Consider the following 21,842-nt stretch of genomic DNA (forward strand, 5'->3'; position numbering starts at 1 on the left):
AACGAATCCTCACAGATCAGATGTCAACCAAACTCGGGGCAGACCCTCCCGTCTCCGGCCATCTCGAGCCTTGAGTTCGCCCATTTGCGGGTAGTTCACCGTGCGCGCGAAAGCCCGAACTGCATGTAGACGGGGCGGTGGGGGCTCGCTTGTCCGCTTGCAGGCGTATTGGGCCCCTCAGTGCGTGTCAGCAGGTGCCTCAACCTCGATCCACCGATGGGCGGGGGCGCTGAGCGAGCGTCGTGACGTAGAAATGCCCCTCTGATCAGGAAGAATAGAGCTTGTCTAAGGCCCCTATTCACCCGATCCGAGAGGCATCTCGTAGATGCAATTCAAGCACGCTCCTGCTGGGGTGTCCGCGGTGTTCGACGATCCGAATCTCGTGTCGGCCGCGGGGCTGGTGCCGATGCTCCGTCTGGCGCGTTCCGCGGGGCTGGACGAGCTCGCGCGTGAGCGGTTGAGCGTCCCGGCGGACAAGGGCGCCAACGCGGGTGCGAAGGTGATGGCACTGGTCGCGGGCATGCTCGCCGGGGCGGACTCGATCGACGACATGAACCTGCTCCGCCATGGCGGAATTGGCCGGTTGTTCGACCGGACGTATGCGCCGTCGACGCTCGGGTCGTTCCTGCGGGAGTTCCGGTTCGGACACGTCCGCCAGCTCGACGCCGTCGCCTCCCGGGTGTTCGCGAATCTCGCTGTCAACGCGCCGCTGCTCCGAGCAGGCGATGGCGAGCGGGTGATGGTCGATCTTGACGACACGATCATCGAGGTCCACGGATACCAGAAGCAGGGCGCCGGTTTCGGATACTCCGGCGTCCGCGGCCTGAACGCCCTCCTCGCCACGGCATCGACCACCTCGTCGGCGCCGGTAATCCTCGGGCAGCGGCTGCGGCAAGGGAAGACCGGGTCCCCGAAGGGGGCCGCACGGATCGTCGGCGATGCTCTGGCGACCCTGCGCCGCACCGGTGTCGCCGCAGGGACTCGGCCGCTGCTGCGGGCGGACTCCGCGTTCTACGGACACGCGACCGTCGGCACCGCGATCACAGCCGGCGCCGACGTGTCGGTGACCGTCAGGATGGACCCCGCAGTGAAGGCCGCGATCGCGACCATCCCCGATGACGCGTGGACGATGATCGAGTACACCGACTCGATCCGTGACGAGACCACCGGGCAGCTGATCTCCAAAGCCGAAGTCGCCGAGGTCCCGTTCACTGCGTTCCGATCGAGGAAGAAGGCCGAACAGGTCGCAGGACGGTTGGTGGTGCGCCGGGTCCCCGACCTGAACCCGCGACAGGTGCAGCAGCCGACGCTGTTCGACGTCTGGCGGCATCACGCGTTCTTCACCACCACAGCGAAGGACGTGATGGACACGGTGGCCGCGGACAAGACGCACCGCGGTCACGCGATCATCGAGCAAGTCCACGCCGACCTCAAAGCGGGGCCGCTCGCGCACCTGCCCTCCGGGGTGTTCACCGCGAACAGCGCCTGGCTGGTGCTCGCCGTGATCGCGTTCAACCTCACCCGGACCGCTGGGGTCATCGCCGACCGGGTGGGACGGCTCGCGAGAGCAACGACCGCGACGATCCGCCGCACCCTGATCAACGTCCCCGCACGGCTGGCACGCTCCGCGCGCCGGATCACGCTCCACCTGCCCGAGGCCTGGCCCTGGGAGCACGCGTTCACACAACTCTTCAAGATCACGCACGCACCACCGCCAACGGTAACCACCTGACCATCGCCGCAACGCGGCACGACCGAGGACCACGTGGACGACCGGGATGCGACGCCCGGAACTCAACCCTGCCCTCGACACGTCACCGCGCACCGATCATGCCGCCCCGGCGCAACTACGGCTCATCGGTGGATCGAGGCTCAATAGTTGCCGTTTGCCGCCTTGACCACCCGCCAATCGCGAACGATCTGCTCTAGCCTGCGGCGCTCGACGTCCGGCCATCCATGACGGTCCGCGTACTCGGATGCGTGACGCCACATCTGCAGTGCCTCATACGCGTCCTGCTCGGTGACTCTCCCCGGTGTCGCGTCGGCGACCCTCGGGAACCCTGGCGTAGCTCCGCGGCGAAGTGGCTCGGGAGTCAATCCGGCCACGCTCCGAATCAGCGCCACCCACTTCGCCTCGTTCGCGGCGAGCTTCTCCTGGGCAATTCGAAGTTCACGTTCTGTCGCGCGGCGGTACACCTGGCAGAGATCACCCCGATAGTCCGTCCAAAACCCCACGACAACCGCCGGCTGCCCGTTGTAGTGGTCGAGGACTACTCGGTCGCCGATTGCGGGAGGAGACGGAAGCTCCCACGTGTATGCGTAGCCACGGCCCTTGTCGTCTGGATCCCAACTCGGCGCCGGGTGATGGAACGGGCGGTATGCGATGCGGACTATTCGTACATCGCGCTTCGCGGTCACGTCAGCGCTGTTCTCTCGGCGTCGATGATGCACAGCGCGAGGATATTCGTGGCCGAGGACAGTGATGCTCACGCGCCAGCCCGGAACGCACACCGGTCCTTCTCCGGTACGTCTTCGGGGCCCCTTCGTGACCACGAAGGGACGCCAGAGCACCGGACACATCAGCTGCTGTGCTTCGCGGCATCGCCGGTGAGACTCCATTCGGTCGAGAGTCATACATCAACGGCCGGATGCTGTCGGGAGTCTCGGCCCTCCGCGGGCGCTCCGCTGCCCCCAATCGAACCCAGCGAACAACCCACTCGCGCACCGAACTCAGGGATGACCCGGCAACGACGCGATGGCCGGTAGCGTGCATTCGTGGATTCTTTGGCCGAGGACGGCGCGACAAATAGCATTCCCGATCCGCCGGTGCTTCCACGTCGACGTGGCTTGCTGATCAGCCTCATCACGGGCGGATTTGTTGTGATTGGTGCTGCGACGCTCGCGTTCTTACCGGCGGCGTTGCTCGACTATTGGTTCCCTTCGCTTACGGATCAAGAGAAGGCTGTCTACCTCGGTCCCTCCGCACAAATTGTCCTCCTCGGGTTGGGCGGCATGATCGCGGTGGTTGGTGTTGCGCTCAGTTTGGCCCGGCACCGAGAGGAGCTGCGCGCGTCCGTGCGTGCAGAAGCTGCTCTTGAACTAGATCGCGCGAAAGAGAGAAACCGTCAGGAGGAAGTTGACCGCCAGCGAAGAACTGAGGATCAGAGGTTGCTTCGCGAACGATTCGTGTCTTCGGTCGATCTCTTAAGTGACGCCGAGTCAGCGACGCGACGATCCGCTGGGCTCTACGCAATCGCCTCGGTCGCGAACGCGTGGATAGACCTCGGTCGTCGCGATGAGGCGCAAGTATGTATCGACGTCCTCTGCGGCTATCTTCGTGCTCCGTTGGGAGCGGGCCTGCCCGCTACACCGCCGGAGGAGTTGGCCGTACGTCGCACGGGCTACGAGCTCATTCGGAGGCACTTGATCGCCAACGACCTCGGCGTGGTTCCGTGGCGTGGCTTTCGATTCAACCTCGCTGGCGCATACATCGACTGGGACTGCTGCACGGATAGGTGACGGTTCCTAGTCACGCCGCCAGTGCGACGGTCGTGTTCATGATGGTCTCGAACTCGATGGGCGTCAAACGGCCCAGGCGTGCCTGACGGCGTCGGCGGTGGTAGGTCCGTTCGATCCAGGTGACGATCGCGATGCGCAGCTGCTCGCGAGTGGTCCAGGAGCGCCGGTCGAGGACGTTCTTCTGCAGCAGCGCGAAGAAGCTTTCCATGGCCGCGTTGTCCCCGCTCGACCTGACCCGGCCCATGGATCCGACCAGGTGATGACGGGCCAGCGCACGCAGGAACTTCCGACTGCGAAATTGACTGCCCCTGTCGCTGTGGACCACGCAGCCGGCGACGTCGCCGCGCATCGCGACAGCGTTCTCGAGCGCCTGAACTGCCAACCGGGACTTCATCCTCGAGTCGATCGAGTACCCCACGATCTTGCCGGAGCACGCGTCTTTGATTGCGCAGCAGTAGAGCTTGCCTTCAGCGGTTTTGTGCTCCGTGATGTCGACGAGCCAGAGCTGGTTCGGGGCATCGGCGGCGAAGACGTGCCGGGTTCGGCCGTCCTCGTCGACGACCGCGCACAGGTCGTCGTGGACCGGCGGTCCCGGCTTCTTGCCGTTACGGCCCCGCTTCTTCCCGAACGCGGACCACCAGCCGTTGCTCGACGCGATCCGCCACGCGGTGCGGTCCGACATCGCCTCACCCGCGTCGCGGGCCTCGTCCGCCAGCAGCCTGTGCCCGAACTCCGGGTCGTCACGGTGCGCGTCGAACAGCGCGTTCGCGCGATACGCCTCCACCACCTCACTCGGGGTGATGGGGTTCGCCAGCCACCGGTAGTAGGGCTGACGGGAGAGCTTGAGCACCCGGCACGTCACCGTCACAGGGATCCCTGCGGCGGCGAGCTCTGTCACGAGCGGGTAGAACCTTTTCCCGGCAGGTTCGCCTGCGACAGATACGCCGCCGCACGACGGAGGACCTCGTTCTCCTGCTCGAGGAGCCGGTTCCGCTTCTTCAGCTCACGGATCTCCGCGGCCTCGGTCCGCGACTGACCGGGCTTGGCACCTTCGTCGATGTCGGCGCGACGCATCCACTTCTGCAGCGTCATGGGGTGGACCCCGAAGTCTTTCGCGATCTGCTCGATCGTGACTCCGGGCTCGCGGTTCCTCGCGACACGCACGACGTCGTCACGGAACTCGGACGGGTAGGGCTTGGGCACAGCAACATCCTTCCAGGCCCACCCTGCGGGCAAGCCAGATCAGATGTCACCTATCCGTGCAGCAGTCCCACTTCCCGGTGAATCTTGCTGGCATCCTCATTGGCGCCAACACTCATCTAGTCTTCGAGCAAGCGGCGGTCTGTGGTGGTGCCTCAATCACGATGGACAACTCATCGTTTGGCGGCGACAGTCAAGTTAGCTTCGCGAATGCGCGACTCTCGGATCGCGGTCGGCTCTCGCTTGCCGACGTCGACATGCATGGGAAATCGCAAGTGTTGCTAAGCAAAGCAACCGTCAAAGGAGCCGCGATCGTCTTCATGGGTGGCGTCGCCCTTCATGATGCGGCAAGTATCTCTCTGAGCGACATCACTGTCGAAGGGGAGGCACAGGTCGTTTCGCGATCATCTATCTTGCGCGGGGATTCTGTGCTGAAGGTCGCTCGTCCCATCGTCCTCGGTGGAAAGCTTGTCTTGGACGGACTTCGGCTCGAGGACAAGGCCGAGTTGTTCATCCGCAGAGCGAGGCTTGATTCGAGCGCCACGGTCTCCCTCTCGGGCATGGACGTATCAGGCAAAGCGACCGCGAGTCTGACTGCCATAACTCTTAAGGGGGGAAGCGTCGTAGACGCCACAAGAATGCGCATCTCATCGCGCGGACGATTGGCCGTCGAAGGCTCGATCATCCTCGGAGGCAAACTGTCGCTCGCGGCCTCGCGTTTCCTGGGTGGTTCCCGGACGACTATTTCGATCGACCGGATCGTTAGCGGGCGGGTCAGCCTCGAACGAATCGCTGCGACCGACGGTTCAGTGGTTGTGATCGAAGGAGCAAGGACCGATGACTCGGGACGCATCTGGCTTGGGGCAGAGACGCTAAGCGAGCCGGGGGCTGTCTTCCTCGGTCGGATGCTCGGAGCCGAAGGAATCGCTCACATCGTCTCCAGCACCTGATTGCTTTGTGAAGGCGGCGGCTCCGTTCGTCGAAACGTGGTTGTCCGGTTGTCGGTCGTCATCCGGGCTTGACGGCGGTCGCGTCGGCCCGCCGCCCGCTCGCGCGATGCAATAGTTCGCAAGACCTGCCGCCGGCAATGCTCGATGGCCGTTCGCTAGCTGGGCGCCGTCGCGCCCTCGCTAAGCCATCCAGCGCTCGCCAACAACGGCGCCGATGCATGCGGATCACCGCTCACCGTGTTCGCGTCGGGAAGTGCCGCTGGCGGGTTCAGACGCCGTCGACGCGTGCGTGGCGGCCCAGCTCGCGAGGAGGCGCAGCTTCTCCTCAGCGGCGCTGCCCTCCTCCGCGGCGTAGATCATCAGGGACAGCCCCGGTTCGGTGATGACCTCGGTGCCGACCATGTGCAGCGCAAGGTCGCCGACGACGGGGTGGACCGCCACTTTCATGCCGGCATCGTGGCGGTGGACCACCGCGTTCGCCCAGCGGTCGCGGAAGACCTCGCTGCGCGTGGAGAGCTCGCCGATGACCTCCGTGATCCGCTTGTCGTATGGGTTGCGGCCGGCCTCGTGCCGGAGGACGGCGACGGTTCCGTCGACGGCTTTGATCCAGTCCGGGTAGAACGTCTGCGCAGCCGGGTCGAAGACATTGAAGATCGCGATGTTCGGATTCTCGGGCGCCTTCGCGAACACCGGCGCATAGTACGCGCGGCCCAGATCGTTCGCGGCGAGCACGTCGAGGGCGCCGTTGCGCACGAACGCGGGCGCGGTCGTGATCGACTTCACCGCCGCGAGGATTCCGGGTCGCAACGAGGGAGACGACGGCTTCGCGCGTCGTGACCGCGGACTGGCCGATGCGGCACGGGCGAGGTTGGCGAGGTGGTCGCGCTCGGTGTCATCGAGCTGGAGGGCGTCGCCGAGCGACTCGAGAACCTGATTCGAGACGCCCGCGACATCGCCTCGCTCGAGCCGCGCGTAGTACTCGGTGGAGACACCCGCGAGCATTGCCACCTCCTCACGGCGAAGACCCTTCACGTGGCGTCGCCCCCCGAAGTGCGGCAGTCCGACGTCCTCAGGCTTCAGCCGGCCACGGCGCGCTGTGAGGAAGTCGCGAACCTCGGTGCGGTAGTCCATGCCCTCACGCTACGTCGCCATCCGCGCGCAAACCAGGTACCCGCAGTACACGCAGAACCAGACTCTCGCCCGCCGATTTCCCCTCTGATCGGGTAGCAGAGAAGGCAAACCGCACCGATCGAAGGAGCATCACGATGTCCGATTCCGCAACCACCGGTTGGACCGGCGGCCAGCAGGCGTTCGGCGATCTCGCCCCGGCCCTGGCCCACTACACCGACAAGATCCTCTTCGACGAGGTGTGGGAGCGCGAGGAGCTCTCCAAACGCGACCGCAGCCTCATCACGATCGCTGCGCTCACCGCGATGGGAAACACCGACCAGCTCGGCTTCCACATCCCGTTCGGCATCGCGAACGGCCTGACCCAGGAAGAGGTCGTCGAGGCCATCACGCACTTGGCGTTCTACACCGGGTGGCCCAAGGGATTCTCGGCGATGGGTGTGGCCAAGAAGGTCGCCGAATCAGCCGGCGACGAGGCCTGAGAAAGGGGAAGGGTCCGTTGCATCACAACGGACCCTTCCCCTTTTACGGCGTCGCGGTGACCTCGAACGCCGCCGCGCGTGCCTGCTCACTCAGCATCGGCGTGAGGTGGGCGCTGCCGGCGTACTTCGCCCGGTAAGCATCGTCGATGCGGTCGGCGAGCTCGACCGGGGCGGGGGTGAAGGTCACATCCACCGTTCGAGAGCCGGAGGTGACGCGCCCCGCGCGACGGGCGAGCACCCCGCGGTACCACCGCCCTTCCGTCCCCATATAGGAGCGGATGAACAGGCGCCCGTCGACCAGCACCGACCAGATCGGCACCGGCCGACTGTACGTGCCGTCGGAGCGCAGGCTCGACACGCTGAGTTCGCCGCGTCGGCCTACGTCCGCGAGGGCGTCGTGCTCGCCCGTCACCGGGTCACTTCCCGCTGTAGACCGGGAAGAACGAGAACTCGCCGTACTCGCGGTGCTCCAGCCCGCGGAGCGTCGCCATGTCCTCCTCCGAGATCGCGAAGTCGACCTGGGCGTTGTCGCGCATGTGCGCCGGGTTCGCCGTCTTCGGCAGCGACACCGTGCCGAGGTCGAGGGTGTAGCGGATGCACAGCTGCGGCACGCTGACGCCGTAGCGCTCGGCCATCGCGGTGACCTCGCTGTTCTTCATCATCTCGCCGTGCGCCATGGGGGAGTACGCCTCGACGAGGATGCCCTTGCCCGTGCAGTACTCGATGAGCTCGGCCGGGGTGTTCCCGACGTGGACTAGCAGCTGGTTCACGTGCGGGACTACGCTCGCACCTTCGAGCAGGCTCTCGATGTCGGCCTGCTGGAAGTTGGAGACGCCGATCGAGCGCAGCTTGCCGGCCGCGAGGGCTTCTTCGAGCGCACGCCAGGCGGCGCGGTTGCCCTCGGCGTAGTCGCCGCCGCGGAAGTCATCCCACGGCTGCGGGCTGTGAATGAGCATGAGGTCGATGTAGTCGAGCCCCATCGTGGCAAGTGACGCGTCGATCGCCGCGACCGCGCCCTCGTAGTCCTTGATCTCGGCGGCGAGCTTCGTCGAGACGAAGAGTTCCTCGCGCGGCACGTCGGCGGTGCGCACGCCCTCACCGACGCCTCGTTCGTTGCCGTACGCCTGCGCGGTGTCGATGTTGCGGTAGCCGGCGGCGACCGCATCCCGCACGGCCTGCGCTGCCGTGTCGTCGTCGATGAACCAGGTGCCGAGGCCGAGCTTCGGGATCTCGACGCCGTTGGACAGGGTGTAGGTCTCTTCAGTGATCATGCGTTCTCCTTCGTCGTAGGGAGGGTGTTGTAGTACTCGTCGTCGACCGGCTCGAGCCAGACGTTGTCGACATCGTCACCGGGTACCGAGATGGCGACGTGGCTGAACCACGAGTCGGCCTTCGCTCCGTGCCAGTGCTTCTGGCCGGCCGGAATCTGCACGACCGACCCGGGCTCGAGGCTGACCGGCTCCTCGCCCTCGGCCTGGAACCAGCCGCTGCCGGCGACGGCGAGGAGGATCTGTCCGCCCCCGCTGCTCGCCGCGTGCACGTGCCAGTTGTTGCGGCACCCGGGCTCGAACGTCACGTTCGCGACGAACATCCCGAGATCCGCCAGGGGAGCGAGGTAACTCTGCCCGCTGAAGTACTGCGCGAAGGCGTCGTTCGCGGCGCCGAGAGGAAACAGGCTGTCGAAGTCTGAATCGGTCATGATGGGTCTCCTTCCGACCAGTCCCACCAGACAACTCTGGCCGCCGGCGCGGGGGAAGGACCTGTCACGACGCGTACTGGCAGTACGTGGAAAGACCCGAGAGGGTGCGCCTCGCTCAGGACGCCAGCACGAGACGCTCGATGGCGTCCTCCAGCCACGCGAGGTAGGCCGACCGCAACCATCCGGCGTCGATGACCAGCTGGGTGTAGCTCTCCGGTGAGATGAGGAATGACAGCACATCGGCCCGCTGCTGGTGCGGGCGTGGACCTCGCACCAGCCCCTTCGCATCGAGCATGGCCAGAGCGCCCCGCATGTCCGCTCGACGATTGGTCTGCAGTTGATCGAGCCGTCGGGCGACGTCGGCGTCGCCGGCAGCAGCATCCAGCAGGCGCGGCCACAGACGAGCGACCCGCTCGTTCGCGCCGCCGACGAAGGCCACGAGAAAGCTCAGCGTCTCGGCGGGGCCGAGCGACGCTGCCTGCTCGCCCAGCTGGCGGGCGTGTAACGGGCCCTCGCCCTCCTCCCCGGCGAAGGCGTAGTCGAATCCGGCGAGCAACAGCGCCGCTTTCGGCCCGTTCTGCTTCACCGTCTCGAGCGAGACACCCGCCTCCTTCGCGATCCGCGCGAGGGAGGCGCCGGAGTAGCCCGCGTCGCCGAAGACATCGATGGCGGCCTCGAGAATGCGCTGGCGGGTCTGGGCTGCTTGCGCTTCGCGCAGGGGAGAACTGTACGGGGGCATTGACTTTCCTCTGGGGGTACTGAATACTTCCTAAGTACTTTCAACACCCTAACAGGAGTCCACATGTCCTCTCTCCTTCTCTGCAGCACGCCGGTGCGCGGCCACGTGACGCCCCTGCTCGCCGTCGCTCGAGCTCTCGTGGGAGCGGGGCACGACGTGCGGTTCCTCACCGGCTGTACGTATCGAGAGGCCGTCGAGCAGACGGGCGCTCGCTGGTGCGCTCTGCCGGCCGAGGCCGACTACGACGACAGCGACATGGATGCGGCCTTTCCCGCACGTGTCGGGCGAACCGGCGTGGCGGGCGTCCGATGGGACCTCCAGCACATCTTCCTCGACCCCGCCCCCGCGCAGCTGCGCACGGTGGACGAGCTGCTCGCCACCCAGCCCGCCGACGCCGTGCTCACCGAGAGCATGTTCCTGGGCGCGATGCTGCTCCTGAGCCGAACCGCCGCAGAGCGTCCGCCGGTGATCAATCTCGGCATCATCCCCCTGGGCCTGCGCAGCCGCGACACCGCACCGTTCGCCCTCGGCATCCCGCCTCGCCCCGGCGCCGTGGGCCGAGCGCGCAACGCGCTTCTCACCTGGAGCACCGACCGGTTCGTCTTCGGCGACCTGCAGCGCGCCGCCGCGCGGCAGGTTCGAGACATCGTCGGGGCGGAGCTGCGCACGCCCGTGATGAACTATCCGTCGCTCGCCGATGCGGTGGTGCAGTTCAGCGTGCCGGAGTTCGAGTACCCGCGCACCGACGTGCGCACCCGCGTTCACTTCGTCGGGCCGGTCTCGCTGGCCGACGCCTCCTCGATCCCGGTGCCGGACTGGTGGGGAGATCTCGACGCCGACCGTCCGGTCGTCCACGTCACCCAGGGCACGGTGGCCAACGCCGACCTGAACGATCTCGTGCTCCCGACCATCGACGCGCTCGCCGATCGCGACGTGCTCGTCGTCGCCACGACCGGTGGGCGCGAGCTGCCCCGCCGTCCGCTGCCCGCAAACGCGCGGATGGCCGCCTACCTTCCGTACGACCGCCTGTTCCCGCGCACGAGCGTGCTCGTCACGAACGGCGGCTACGGCGGGGTGCACTACGCCCTCGCGCACGGGGTGCCGGTCTTCGCGACGGGCAACACCGAAGACAAGGCCGAAGTGGCCGCCCGGGTCGCCTGGAGCGGCGTCGGTCTGCGCCTGAAGCCCACGCGCAGTGGCATCGCACCCACTCGGATCGCCCACGCCGTCGACGAGATCCTCGGCAACGACTCGTACCGCGAGCGCGCTGCGCACATCGGCGCCGCCATCACCCGAGCTCCCGGGCCGCTCGGGATCGAGGCCGTGCTCGACAGCCTCGCGGGCGCTCGCACCTCCTGATCGTCATCACCCCTTCCACCCGCATCCCTTCTCGAGGACGACATGACCACTTCCGACACCACCCCTGACACCTCCGCCGCGATCCTGCCCGGAGAGCACCTGCACGCCCTGCGGTCCGCCCTTCACGGCCCGGTCATCCTGCCGGGCGACCCGGAGTGGGACGACGCCCGCCGCGCTTGGCAGCTCCTCGTCGACCAGCACCCGGTGGCGGTGGTGGTGCCCGCCGATGTCGACGACGTCGTCGCGACCGTGCTGGCCGCGCGCAAGCTCGGGCTGCGCGTGGCACCGCAGTCCACGGGCCACGCGGCCGGAACCGTCGACTCGCTCGCCGACACGATCCTGCTGCGCACCTCCGCGCTCGACACCGTCGAGATCCGCCCCGCGACCGCGTCGGCCCGGGTGGGCGCCGGCGTGAGCCTGGGTGCGGTGGCCGACGCCGCCGCGCAGCACGGTCTCGCGGTCGTCGCGGGCATGGCGCCGAGCGTCGGCGCGGTCGGATTCGCGCTCGGGGGAGGGCTCGGATGGCTCGCCCGTTCGCACGGTCTCGCGGCGAACAGCATCCTCGCCCTCGAAGCCGTCGATGCCCACGGCCGGGTGCTCCGCATCGACGAGACGCACCACGCGGACCTCTTCTGGGCGGCGCGTGGGGGAGTCGCGCCGGTGATCGTCACGGCGATCGAGATTCGGCTCTACCCGATCGCCGAGGTGCACGCCGGCGCGCTGATGTGGCCGCTCGAGCGCGCCGCCGACGTCGCGCACGCGTGGCGGGAGTGGACCGCCGACATCCCCGATTCGGTGACCTCACTCGCGCGCGTGCTGCGCTACCCGGCGATCCCCGAGATTCCGGAGTTCCTGCGGGGTCGTTCCGTCGTCGCCGTCGAAGCGGCGGTGCAGGCCGACGCCGCCGCGGCGGACGCGCTGCTGGCGCCGCTTCGCGCCCTCACGCCCGAGATCGACACGATCCACCCGATGTCGCCGGCCGAGCTGGGGGCCGTGCACGGCGACCCGCCTCAGCCCGCGCCCGCGCGGGGCGAAGCGATCCTTCTCTCGGAGATCTCCGCCGCCACCATGGACGCCTTCATGGATGCCGCCCTCGCGCCCTCCTCTGCACCCTTGCTGTCGATCGAGCTGCGGCATCTGGGCGGTGCGCTTCGTGCCGGCCGTGCGACGGGCGGAGCGGTCTCGACGATCGACGGTGAAGGACTCGTCTTCGCCGTCGGGATCGTCCCCGTCCCCGAGGCTCACGAGCCGGTCCGTGCGGCGGCGCTCGAGGTCGTCCGCCGCTTGCGCCCTCACGCGGCGCCGCGGCTCGTGAAGAACTTCGCGGAACGGCCGGTTGCCGCATCCGACGTGTACGACGAACCCACCCTCGCCCGGCTTCGCGACATCGCCGCCGCCTGGGACCCGGACCGCGTCATCCACGTCGGCCATCCGCTCGGCTGATTCACACCGCCGTCGACCATTCGCCGGCCATCACAACGACGGCGCACACGAGCGCTGAAACGGCCATCGCCCCCATGAGCCACGCCATCGCACGATTGCGGGTGCGCGCCCGCTCGACGGTGAGCGCCACGACGACCATCGCTGCGAACAGCGACGCGGTGAGCACGAGGGCGATCGTCGGAACGAGGATCTGCAGCTGCAGCATCCCGATGAACAGCGCGACGCAGATCGCGGCGAAGATCGCCCCGGGGATCAGCCACCGTCTGCGCCCGCCCTCCTGAAGCGATCGCTGAGCACGCACCCGGGTCGGATCCGTTTCGGCCATCGTCGGCCTCCTTTCCTCGACGCGCGACGCTACGCCCGCGCGTACACACGCCGCACCGGGGTTGACACCCGCTTGGGCGTGTCGGCAGGCGACGACGTACCGTGGAAGCGGATCGTCATCCGACGGAAGGCAGGGGAATGAAGATCGTCGCGTCATCGGACTGGCGGGACGCTCTCCCGTACGACAAGCCCATCCGGGTGGCCGACGTCGCCGACGGCGAGCCGGCGCGCTGCTTCTCGTGCGGCGCCGACTCCGATCCGCTCGCCCGCACCGAGCTGTGGGCGGTCAAGCACCGGCATCCGAAGAACCACAGCGGCTACGTGCGCTTCTACTGCAGCGCGCATGTGCCCGCATCCCGGGCCGCCACGGCACCGACCACCACCCCTGCGCGCCGCGGCGCGGCACCGCGCGCGCAGCGTCGCCCCACCCCCGAGCGCCGCCCCGCACCGCGACGCGTGAGCGCCGCCGAGCCGATCGTGCGCGCGAAGTGCCCCGACTGCTTCATCGAGGTCTCGGCCACCGGTGAATGCGGCATGTGCGGGCAACGGGTCAGCTGAGCCGGCGCCACATCCGCTAGCTGTGATGTCCAGGCAGGTTGTTGAGTCTGGTGAGGGGCGGGGCTCCGATTGCGGAGTGGCGCCTGTGGTGATTGTAGAAGTGGACCCAGCCTGGTAGCGCTTCGCGACGCTCAGAGTCGGATCGGTAGAACCGGGCGTAAGCCCACCCATCGGCGAGGGTGCGGTGGAATCGCTCGATCTTGCCGTTCGTCTGCGGTCGGTAGGGCCGCGTCCGTTTGTGCGTGATGCCCAGCCCAGCGCAGGCGTCTCGCCAGGCGAACGACTTGTAGGCCGACCCGTTGTCCGAGAGCACCCGTTCGACAGTCACGCCGCGGTCGGCGAACCACGCGACGGCGCGCTCGAGCACGCCGATCGCGGTGACGGCCTTCTCGTCGGGGCAGATCTCGACGTAGGCAACACGCGAGTGGTCATCAACGACGGTGTGGAGGAACGCGGTCCCGACGTTGGGTTCGTAGCCCCTCCGTTTCCCGGTGCGCTTCGCCGTGGTCTCGCGGTTCCGGTCGCCCTGCTGCTTGCCGACGTATCGCCATCCGCCGCCGTCAGGAATGTTGCCGAACTTCGTGACGTCGACGTGCAGCAGTGAACCGGGATGGTCGTGCTCGTAGCGGCGGATCGGCTCGCCCGTGACCCGGTCGATATGGCTGAGCCGACTGATCCGGCACCGGACCAGCACCGCGTGGACCGTCGAGGCCGGGATCTGGAGCTCCTCCGAGATCTGCGCTGGACCCAGGCGACGCCGCCACCGCAACCGCACGATCTGCTTGACCGTCCGCGCTGGTGTCTTGCTCGGCATCGACCGGGGCCGACTGGGCCGATCGGTCATCCCGGCGGCGCCCTCGGCACGGAACCGGGCGGCCCACTTACGAGCGGTGATCGGCGACACCATGAACATCTTTGCGGCGGCCGTCGCCGGCCACCGATCCTCGACGATCAATCGCGCGAGCCTGAGCCGTGCGCGGGGCGTGAGAGCAGCATTAGCGTGGGACACGAGGGCCTCCTGTTGCACGAAGCGGTTCCTAGACAGCTCCACTTCACAACGGGAGGCCCTCGCCCGTCAGCAAATCACTCGCGATTCACGTAGCAACGTCCCTGGACATCACACCTAGCGACCGGCTCCGCGGGTCTCAACCCCCTAGCCCTGGTTTCGGATGCGGGAGAGCGTGGGGAGATGGCATCCCACGACACCGATCTCGCACGCCTGGACGCCTGGTGGCGCGCCGCGAACTACCTCAGCGTCGGCCAGATCTACCTCCTCGACAACCCACTGCTGCGCCGGCCGCTCGCCGCGGAGCACGTCAAGCCCCGACTGCTCGGTCACTTCGGCACGGTGCCGGGGCTCACCCTGATCTACGCGCACGCGAACCGGGTGATCCGCGAGCGCGACCTCGACGCGATGTTCATCGCCGGTCCCGGGCACGGCGGTCCGGGCATGGTCGCAGCGGCCTGGCTCGACGGAACGTACTCGGAGCTGTATCCCGAGGTCACCCGAGACGCGACGGGGATGCAGCGCCTGTTCCGGCAGTTCTCGTTCCCGGGCGGCATCCCGAGCCACGCCGCCCCGGAGACACCCGGGTCGATCCACGAGGGGGGAGAGCTGGGGTACTCGCTGAGCCACGCCTACGGGGCGGTGTTCGACAACCCCGATCTGACGGTGTTCTGCGTCGTCGGAGACGGCGAGGCCGAGACCGGGCCGCTCGCGACCGGATGGCACGGGAACAAGTTCGTCGACCCCCGCACCGACGGAACGGTCGTGCCGATCCTGCACCTGAACGGGTGGAAGATCGCGAACCCGACGGTGCTGGCGCGCATCCCCGAGTCGGAGCTGGCGGACCTGTTGCGCGGATACGGGCACGAACCGATCTTCGTCACGGTCGACGCGGCGGACCCGCACGAGGAGGTGCATCGCCGCATGGCCGAGGCGATGGACGAGGCGCTCGACACGATCGCGCGGCAGCGGAGCGACCTGACCGTGGTGCGTCCGCGCACGCCCATGATCGTGCTGCGCTCGCCGAAGGGCTGGACCGGACCCGTCGAGGTCGACGGCGCGCCCGTCGAAGGCACGTGGCGCGCCCATCAGGTGCCGGTCGACGCCGCACGCGACGACGACGAGCACCGCCGCATCCTCGAGGACTGGATGCGCTCGTACGGCCCCGAAGACCTCTTCGACGACGACGGCCGCCCGGTCGACGCGATCGACCGGGCGACGCCCGAGGGCGCCCGGCGGATGTCGGCGAACCCGCACGCCAACGGCGGACTGCTGCGACGCGAGCTGGACCTGCCCGACATCGCCGATCACCTGTCGGGCCTCGACCCCGACGGTTCCGCCGAGCGCTCCGCGATGGGCGAGCTCGGGCAGTATCTGGCCGAGGTGATCGAGCGCAATCCGACGGACTTCCGGCTGTTCGGACCCGACGAGACCGCGTCGAACCGGCTTGCGCCGGCGGTGTTCGAGGCGAGCGGGAAGCGGTGGAACGCCGGCTCCGATCCGCGCGACGAGAACCTCTCGCGCACGGGGCGCATCATGGAGGTGCTCAGCGAGCATCAGGCGCAGGGCTGGCTCGAGGGGTACCTCCTCACCGGCCGGCACGGGCTCTTCGCGACGTACGAGGCCTTCGTGCACATCGTCGACTCGATGTTCAACCAGCACGCCAAGTGGCTGGAAGCGGCCTCCGACATCCCGTGGCGCGCGCCGGTGTCGAGCTTCACGTATCTGCTCTCCAGCCACGTGTGGCAGCAGGATCACAACGGCTTCACCCACCAGGATCCGGGCTTCCTCGACCTCGCCGTGAACAAGCGCGCCGACGTCGTGCGCGTCTACCTCCCGCCGGATGCCAACACCCTCGTGGCGACGGTCGACCACTGCCTGCGCACCACCGACCGCATGAACGTCGTCGTCGCCGGCAAGCAGCCGGCACCGCAGTGGTTCACCCCCGACGAGGCGGAGCGGCATCTCGCACGCGGCGCGAGTCGGCTCGCGTGGGCGGGCACCGATGCCGACGGCGTGGATGTCGTGCTCGCCTGCGCGGGAGACGTTCCGACCGAAGAGGTGGTCGCCGCGGCGCGGCTGTTGCGCGAGGACGCGCCGGGACTGCGGGTGCGGGTGGTGAACGTGATCGACCTGATGCGGCTGCAGACACCCTCGCAGCATCCGCACGGCATGGACGAGGAGTCCTTCGACGAGCTGTTCCCGCCGGAGGTGCCGATCATCTTCGCCTTCCACGGCTACCCCTGGCTCGTCCACCGCCTCGCGTACCGGCGCGCGGCGCATCCCCACCTCCACGTGCGGGGCTACAAGGAGCGAGGCACGACGACGACGCCTTTCGATATGCGCCTGCTCAACGACATCGACCGGTACCGGCTGGCGGCCGACGTGCTCGATCGTGTTCCCGGAGCCGCAGATCGCCACGCTTCGCTCCGGGCACAGCTCGACCGGAGTCGGGAGGAAGCGCGCGCCTACACCAGGGACCACGGGGTCGATCATCCCGCGGTCGCCGGTGGGGCCGAGCGAGGAACGTCTAGCTCACCGACCGGCACAGTTCAACCCATCGACGCCGGGTGATCAGCACACGTACCGTCGGAGAATGAGAAGCGAGGGAGCGTGATGCGTCGGCACCAGTTCGTCATCGACGACAGGACTTACGTCCTTTCCGAGGAGGACCTCGCCGAAGACACCAAACAGGCGGTGCTCGAGGCGGTCCGCGATGGCGGCGGCTACGTCGAGTTCGCGACGACCGATGCCACGGTCACCGATGTGCTGATCACCCCCCACTCCAGCGTGCGGATCGAACACACCGACGTGATCGAGTCGGACCGCCCTGCCGACCCCTTCAGCGACCAGCACTTCGACATCGACTCGTGGCTCTGAAGCTCGAGACCTAATTAGGGCGCCTAATCAGAGTTGCTTCGGCGACGCCGTGCTTGTACCGTGTTGCGGTGGGGAAACTCATTTACGGCAGCGACGGGTACTCGTTCGACATCGACGACCGCACCCTCGCACACCTGCGGGTGGTGTTCATGAACAAGCTCCGGCGCGCTGAGCCGTTCTTCTTCCACCACCCCGAGACCGTCGGCAGCCGCAGCGTCTGGGTGCACCCGTCGGTCTCGATCGTGTTCCACTTCTACGGCAGCAGGAACCCGGCGTTGAACCGCGCCTGGATCGAGACCCTGCTGCACGACGCCAGCGGGCCGCACGGGCTCGCCGTGGGCCCGGAGCCGGCAGAGCCGGCGACAGCGGAGGGCTGAGTCAGCGGCACTCGTTGTCGACGGCGTCGGTGACGAGGTCGATGAACGCCGCGACCGCTGCGGCCTGATCGGCCGTCAGGGTGTCTGCCAGGCCGCGGATCTGCGCGGTGAGCGGATCGATCCCGTCGATGTCGCCGTCACGATCCAGCGGCACCACGTACTTGCTCCGCCCGTCGTCCGGATGCCGGAGGGACGTGATGATTCCCCCGGTATACAGGCGGTTCAGGATGCCGGTCACCGACGGCGTCGAGATGCCCAGGTGCTCAGCGACATCCGTCGGTGTGACCGCGACTCCCTGATCGCTCATGTCGAAGATGAACCGCGTCGGCGGCGCGGGCGTTCTCACTCGGCCCGCACTCGTTCTGACGGCGGCGCGCCAGGCGCCCCTCGGCGAGGCGAAGGCGCTCGATGGACCGGGCGGCGTCGATCCTCGCGTCTGCCGCGTCGGCGTCGTTCTCGGCGATGCGGTGCGCATCGGTGTCGTTCTCGACGATGTCGGTCATCCTGGGCCACGTTTCGGTCGACGGCGGTGGGACAGCATGAGCGTACCCGCACCGTGCCCGCGCCGTCTCGCTCGGACCCTGTGTTACGGCCGCGGGCCGCATCCGTCAACCCCCTTCGCGTGCCGAACGGTGGGGCGAAGGTGGAAGCACGACGACGCGACCGGAGGATGCACATGCGTTTCGGATACACCCTCATGACCGAGCAGAGCGGACCGCGCGAACTCGTGCGGTATGCACAGGCGGCCGAAGACGTCGGGTTCGACTTCGAGGTCTCCAGCGACCACTACTCGCCGTGGCTGACCGAACAGGGGCACGCACCCTACGCCTGGGCCGTGCTCGGCGCCGTCGCGCAGGCGACCTCCTCGGTCGAACTCATGACCTACGTCACGTGCCCGACGGTGCGCTACCACCCGGCCGTGGTCGCTCAGAAGGCGGCGACGCTGCAGATCCTCGCCGAGGGCCGATTCACCCTCGGCCTCGGATCGGGCGAGAGCCTCAACGAACACGTCGTCGGCGAAGGGTGGCCGGGCGTGGACACGCGACAGTGGATGCTCGAAGAGGCCATTCAGATCATCCGTCAGCTGCACACCGGGGAGCTCGTGACCTACGCCGGCGAGTACTTCCAGGTCGACTCCGCGCGCATCTGGGACCTGCCCGACGAGGGCGTGCCGATCGGCGTGGCGGTCTCGGGAGACGCATCCATCGCGCGATTCGCCCCGCACGCCGACCACATGATCACGACCGAGCCGAAGGCGGAGCTCGTGACCGGCTGGGATGCTGCGACCTCGACGAACTCGCGGAAGATCGCCCAGGTGCCGATCTCGTGGGACCCCGATCGCGACCGGGCGGTCGAGCGTGCCCACGAGCAGTTCCGGTGGTTCGCCGGCGGCTGGGGAGTGAACGCCGATCTGCCGACGCCTCGCGGATTCTCCGCCGCCACGGCGTTCGTGCGCCCGGAAGACGTCGCCGCCTCGATCGCGTGCGGTCCGGACCTCGACGAACTCGCCGCCAGCGCGCAGCCGTTCCTCGACGCCGGCTTCACCGACCTCGCGTTCGTGCAGATCGGCGACGAGGCGCAGGATGCCTTCCTCGCCGAGGCCGCCGAAGGGCTCCTCGAGCGCGCCCGGGCGCTCAGCTGAGGGCGGCGCGGCGACGACGGGCGGCGCTCCAGCGACGGCCGAGAACGCCCTGACGAGGACTGAAGAGGTAGGCCAGAGCGAACACCGCACCCTGCGTCACCACGACGAGGCCGCCGGAGGCGGCGTCCGCCCAGTAGCTGATGTAGATGCCGACGACCGAGCAGACCGCCGAGATCGCCGGCGCGAGGATCAGCATCCGGCTGAAGCGATCGGTCAGCAGATAGGCGGTCGCGCCCGGGATGATGAGCATCGCCACGACCAGCACGACTCCCACCACCTGCAGGGCGACGACCGCGGTCAGGGCGAGCACTCCGAGGAGCAGGGCGCCGAGGAAGCGCGGCGACAGCCCGATCGCGTGAGCGTGGGTGGGATCGAAGGCGTACAGCGTGAGGTCTCGGCGTCGCACGAACAGCACGACGAAGGCGACGGCCGCGAGCACGGCGATCTGCACGAGCTCGGCGGCGGAGATGCCGAGGATGTTGCCGAAGATGATGTGGCTGAGGTCGGTCTGGCTCGGCGTCACCGAGATCATCACGAGTCCCGCGGCGAACAGGGTCGTGAAGACGATGCCGATGGCGGCATCCTCCTTGATGCGGCTCGTGCCGCGCACCAGGCCGATGAGGCCGACGGCGAGGAAGCCGAAGACGACGGCGCCGAGTGCGAACGGCACACCGACGACGTAGGCGAGGACGACCCCCGGCAGCACGGCGTGCGACACGGCGTCGCCCATGAGCGACCACCCCACGAGCACGAGCCAGCAGGACAGCACCGCGCACACGACCGCCGCGATGACGGTCGTCGCGATCGCCCGCACCATGAAGTCGTACTGGAGCGGCTCGAGGATGAGATCGAGGAGGCTCATGACGGGGCCCCGTCATCGCGCGGATCCAGACCGAAGGCCCGGGCGAGGTTCTCGGGCCGGAGCGCCTCGGCGACCGGACCCTGGAACAGCACGCGGTGTCGCAGGAGCACCGCGTGGTCGGCGAGCCGGGGGAGGGCGTGCAGGTCGTGCGAGGAGACCAGCACCGCGCAGCCGGCGGCGGCGAGATCGCGCAGCAGTCGCACGATGGTCGCCTCCGACGCCTTGTCGACGCCTGCGAACGGCTCGTCCAGCAGCAGGATCTCCGCCTCCTGGGCGATCGCGCGGGCGACGAAGGCGCGCTTGCGCTGCCCGCCGGACAGGCGCCCGATCTGCCTGTCGGCGAGGTCGGCGAGCCCGACGCGGTCGAGTGCGCCCGCGACGGCCTCGCGGTCCCGGGGGCGAGGGCGCCGCAGGATGCCCTGGCGCGCGTACCGGCCCATCATCACCACGTCGTGCACGCTTACCGGGAACTGCCAGTCGACGGCCTCGCTCTGCGGCACGTATCCGACGCGACCGGCCTTGCGGGCGGCGGCCGGTGCGGCTCCGTCGATGCTCACACGACCGTGGTCGGGACGCCGCATCCCCATGATCGTGGTGAACAGCGTCGACTTGCCCGATCCGTTCATGCCGATCAGGCCGGTGACGCCTCCGCGGTCGAGAGTGAGGGACACCCGGTCGAGTGCGCGGATCTCCCCGTAGGAGACCGACACCTCGTCGACCTGCACCGCGGCGGTCATGACGCGTTCGTCAGCCCGGCCACGATCGTGTCGACGTCGTGGCGGATGAGGTCGAGGTAGGTCGGGACGGGTCCGTCGGACTCCGAGAGCGAGTCGACGTAGAGGATGCCGCCGAACGTCGCGTCCGTCGCCTCCACCACCTGCTGCATCGCCCGGTCCGAGACCGTGGACTCGCAGAACACCGCCGGCACGTCGCGGTCGCGCACGAACTCGATCGTCGCTGCGATCTGCTGCGGAGTGGCCTGCTGCTCGGCGTTGACGGCCCACAGGTACTGCTCGGTGAGGCCGGCGTCGCGAGCGAGGTAGCTGAAGGCGCCCTCGCACGTGACCAGGGCGCGATGGTCGGCGTCGAGCTCGGCCAGTCGTGCGTCCAGATCGTCCTGGATCTGCTGCAGCTGCGCCTTGTAGTCGGCGGCGCGGGCGGCGAAGGCGTCGGCGGCGGCGGGGACGAGGTCGGCGAAGGCCTCGGCGATGTTGTCGACGTAGACCTGCACGTTGGCGGGACTCATCCACGCGTGCGGATTCGGCGTGCCCGCATACGCGTCGTCGGCGATGTCGATCGGCTCGACGCCGTCGGAGACGACGACGTGCGTCACATCGACCGTCTCGACGAACTGCGCGAACCACGCTTCGAGGTTCAGCCCGTTGTCGATGACGAGGTCGGCGTCGCTCGCGGCTCGGATGTCGCCGGGCGTGGGCTCGTACCCGTGGATCTCGGCACCCGGCTTCGTGATCGAGGTGACCTCGATGTCGTCTCCCGCGACGTTCTTCGCGATATCCGCGAGCACCGTGAAGGTCGTGAGCACCTGCGGACGGTCCGCGGCCGCCGACTGCGGGTCAGGCGCAGAAGAGCAGCCGGCCAGGCAGAGCGCGCCGACGGCGGACATCGCCGCGACCACCATTCCGCGCGAATATTTCGGCATACCGAAACTTTAGG

The 21,842-nt window shown here is 68.2% G+C and carries 25 protein-coding genes; 11 read left to right on the forward strand and 14 right to left on the reverse strand.

From position 1 onward, the window contains the following. Positions 1–325: 325 nt before the first annotated feature. The gene (locus IM777_RS04805; RefSeq protein ID WP_194383877.1) at positions 326–1,732 is read left to right on the forward strand and encodes an IS1380 family transposase; all 1,407 of its coding nucleotides are present in this window, start codon (positions 326–328) and stop codon (positions 1,730–1,732) included. Positions 1,733–1,872: 140 nt separating this feature from the next. Here IM777_RS04805 and IM777_RS04810 read toward each other — a convergent pair whose 3' ends face one another. Further along, positions 1,873–2,418: a hypothetical protein gene (locus IM777_RS04810; protein ID WP_194384817.1), complete on the reverse strand. Its 546-nt coding sequence runs from the start codon at positions 2,416–2,418 to the stop codon at positions 1,873–1,875. Between the two features lie 357 nt (positions 2,419–2,775). Between IM777_RS04810 and IM777_RS04815 the strand changes: the two genes are divergently transcribed. Further along, positions 2,776–3,519: a hypothetical protein gene (locus tag IM777_RS04815; protein WP_194384818.1), complete on the forward strand. Its 744-nt coding sequence runs from the start codon at positions 2,776–2,778 to the stop codon at positions 3,517–3,519. A gap of 10 nt (positions 3,520–3,529) precedes the next feature. Here IM777_RS04815 and IM777_RS04820 read toward each other — a convergent pair. Then, positions 3,530–4,722 (reverse strand): IS3 family transposase gene (locus IM777_RS04820; RefSeq protein ID WP_194384819.1). Its coding sequence is split into 2 segments (ribosomal slippage): positions 3,530–4,435 and positions 4,438–4,722, totalling 1,191 coding nucleotides; the frame shifts between segments, so codons are not numbered across the junction. Positions 4,723–4,778: 56 nt separating this feature from the next. On the opposite strand from IM777_RS04820, the gene IM777_RS04825 reads away from it, so the two are divergent. Next, complete coding sequence (locus tag IM777_RS04825) at positions 4,779–5,669, forward strand: hypothetical protein (RefSeq protein ID WP_194384820.1); 891 nt, start codon at positions 4,779–4,781, stop codon at positions 5,667–5,669. A 225-nt stretch (positions 5,670–5,894) separates the two neighbouring features. Here IM777_RS04825 and IM777_RS04830 read toward each other — a convergent pair whose 3' ends face one another. Next, positions 5,895–6,800 carry a helix-turn-helix transcriptional regulator gene (locus IM777_RS04830; protein WP_194384821.1) on the reverse strand — a complete coding sequence of 302 codons (906 nt, stop codon included), beginning with the start codon at positions 6,798–6,800 and terminating at the stop codon, positions 5,895–5,897. 134 nt (positions 6,801–6,934) lie between these two features. Here IM777_RS04830 and IM777_RS04835 point away from each other — a divergent pair, with 134 nt between their 5' ends. Next, complete coding sequence (locus IM777_RS04835) at positions 6,935–7,279, forward strand: carboxymuconolactone decarboxylase family protein (RefSeq protein ID WP_194384822.1); 345 nt, start codon at positions 6,935–6,937, stop codon at positions 7,277–7,279. A gap of 43 nt (positions 7,280–7,322) precedes the next feature. Here the strand turns inward: IM777_RS04835 and IM777_RS04840 are convergent, their stop codons facing one another. From IM777_RS04840 to IM777_RS04855, 4 genes are all read right to left on the reverse strand, one after another. Next, the gene (locus IM777_RS04840; RefSeq protein WP_194384823.1) at positions 7,323–7,691 is read right to left on the reverse strand and encodes a DUF2255 family protein; all 369 of its coding nucleotides are present in this window, start codon (positions 7,689–7,691) and stop codon (positions 7,323–7,325) included. A gap of 4 nt (positions 7,692–7,695) precedes the next feature. After that, on the reverse strand, positions 7,696–8,550 hold the full coding sequence (locus IM777_RS04845; protein ID WP_194384824.1) for an aldo/keto reductase: 855 nt from the start codon (positions 8,548–8,550) through the stop codon (positions 7,696–7,698). Beyond that, positions 8,547–8,978 (reverse strand): cupin domain-containing protein, encoded by a 432-nt coding sequence (locus IM777_RS04850; RefSeq protein WP_194384825.1) that lies wholly within the window; start codon positions 8,976–8,978, stop codon positions 8,547–8,549. Before IM777_RS04850 ends, IM777_RS04845 begins: the two co-directional genes overlap by 4 nt. A 115-nt stretch (positions 8,979–9,093) precedes the next feature. After that, positions 9,094–9,717, reverse strand: coding sequence for a TetR/AcrR family transcriptional regulator (locus IM777_RS04855; protein ID WP_194384826.1), 624 nt, complete (start codon positions 9,715–9,717; stop codon positions 9,094–9,096). A 63-nt stretch (positions 9,718–9,780) separates the two neighbouring features. Between IM777_RS04855 and IM777_RS04860 the strand changes: the two genes are divergently transcribed. Both IM777_RS04860 and IM777_RS04865 read left to right on the forward strand, forming a co-directional pair. Beyond that, positions 9,781–11,076 (forward strand): glycosyltransferase, encoded by a 1,296-nt coding sequence (locus IM777_RS04860; protein WP_194384827.1) that lies wholly within the window; start codon positions 9,781–9,783, stop codon positions 11,074–11,076. Positions 11,077–11,118: 42 nt separating this feature from the next. After that, positions 11,119–12,519: an FAD-binding oxidoreductase gene (locus IM777_RS04865; RefSeq protein WP_194384828.1), complete on the forward strand. Its 1,401-nt coding sequence runs from the start codon at positions 11,119–11,121 to the stop codon at positions 12,517–12,519. A 1-nt stretch (position 12,520) separates the two neighbouring features. Here the strand turns inward: IM777_RS04865 and IM777_RS04870 are convergent, their stop codons facing one another. Beyond that, a complete protein-coding gene (locus IM777_RS04870) occupies positions 12,521–12,844 on the reverse strand; it encodes a hypothetical protein (RefSeq protein ID WP_194384829.1) in 324 nt (107 codons plus the stop codon). A 137-nt stretch (positions 12,845–12,981) separates the two neighbouring features. Here IM777_RS04870 and IM777_RS04875 point away from each other — a divergent pair, with 137 nt between their 5' ends. Beyond that, complete coding sequence (locus IM777_RS04875; protein WP_194384830.1) at positions 12,982–13,401, forward strand: glucose-6-phosphate dehydrogenase; 420 nt, start codon at positions 12,982–12,984, stop codon at positions 13,399–13,401. 16 nt (positions 13,402–13,417) lie between these two features. Here the strand turns inward: IM777_RS04875 and IM777_RS04880 are convergent, their stop codons facing one another. Continuing rightward, complete coding sequence (locus IM777_RS04880) at positions 13,418–14,410, reverse strand: IS481 family transposase (RefSeq protein WP_194384831.1); 993 nt, start codon at positions 14,408–14,410, stop codon at positions 13,418–13,420. A 180-nt stretch (positions 14,411–14,590) separates the two neighbouring features. Here IM777_RS04880 and IM777_RS04885 point away from each other — a divergent pair, with 180 nt between their 5' ends. The 3 genes from IM777_RS04885 (at position 14,591) to IM777_RS04895 (ending at position 17,664) form a co-directional block, all read left to right on the forward strand. Then, on the forward strand, positions 14,591–16,981 hold the full coding sequence (locus tag IM777_RS04885; RefSeq protein WP_194384832.1) for a phosphoketolase family protein: 2,391 nt from the start codon (positions 14,591–14,593) through the stop codon (positions 16,979–16,981). Between the two features lie 42 nt (positions 16,982–17,023). Then, positions 17,024–17,287 (forward strand): hypothetical protein, encoded by a 264-nt coding sequence (locus tag IM777_RS04890; RefSeq protein WP_194384833.1) that lies wholly within the window; start codon positions 17,024–17,026, stop codon positions 17,285–17,287. A 68-nt stretch (positions 17,288–17,355) separates the two neighbouring features. Beyond that, positions 17,356–17,664: a DUF7882 family protein gene (locus IM777_RS04895; RefSeq protein WP_071044503.1), complete on the forward strand. Its 309-nt coding sequence runs from the start codon at positions 17,356–17,358 to the stop codon at positions 17,662–17,664. 1 nt (position 17,665) lies between these two features. Here IM777_RS04895 and IM777_RS04900 read toward each other — a convergent pair whose 3' ends face one another. Next, entirely contained in the window at positions 17,666–17,971 is a 306-nt protein-coding gene (locus tag IM777_RS04900) for a MarR family transcriptional regulator (RefSeq protein ID WP_194384834.1), read from the reverse strand. Next, entirely contained in the window at positions 17,928–18,167 is a 240-nt protein-coding gene (locus tag IM777_RS04905) for a hypothetical protein (RefSeq protein WP_194384835.1), read from the reverse strand. The genes IM777_RS04900 and IM777_RS04905 overlap by 44 nt, the downstream gene beginning before the upstream one ends. A 173-nt stretch (positions 18,168–18,340) precedes the next feature. Between IM777_RS04905 and IM777_RS04910 the strand changes: the two genes are divergently transcribed. Then, the gene (locus IM777_RS04910) at positions 18,341–19,306 is read left to right on the forward strand and encodes a TIGR03557 family F420-dependent LLM class oxidoreductase (RefSeq protein WP_228480954.1); all 966 of its coding nucleotides are present in this window, start codon (positions 18,341–18,343) and stop codon (positions 19,304–19,306) included. On the opposite strand, the gene IM777_RS04915 is transcribed toward IM777_RS04910, so the two are convergent. The 3 genes from IM777_RS04915 to IM777_RS04925 are packed head-to-tail and all read right to left on the reverse strand — an operon-like array spanning position 19,299 to position 21,828. After that, positions 19,299–20,168: a metal ABC transporter permease gene (locus IM777_RS04915; RefSeq protein ID WP_194384837.1), complete on the reverse strand. Its 870-nt coding sequence runs from the start codon at positions 20,166–20,168 to the stop codon at positions 19,299–19,301. The genes IM777_RS04910 and IM777_RS04915 overlap by 8 nt on opposite strands. Beyond that, positions 20,165–20,905, reverse strand: a complete 741-nt coding sequence (locus tag IM777_RS04920; protein ID WP_194384838.1) for a metal ABC transporter ATP-binding protein — start codon at positions 20,903–20,905, stop codon at positions 20,165–20,167. Before IM777_RS04920 ends, IM777_RS04915 begins: the two co-directional genes overlap by 4 nt. After that, positions 20,902–21,828: a metal ABC transporter substrate-binding protein gene (locus IM777_RS04925; RefSeq protein ID WP_194384839.1), complete on the reverse strand. Its 927-nt coding sequence runs from the start codon at positions 21,826–21,828 to the stop codon at positions 20,902–20,904. Before IM777_RS04925 ends, IM777_RS04920 begins: the two co-directional genes overlap by 4 nt. Positions 21,829–21,842: the final 14 nt, after the last annotated feature.

The sequence above is a fragment of the Microbacterium luteum genome (assembly GCF_015277875.1).
GTDB lineage: Bacteria > Actinomycetota > Actinomycetes > Actinomycetales > Microbacteriaceae > Microbacterium > Microbacterium luteum.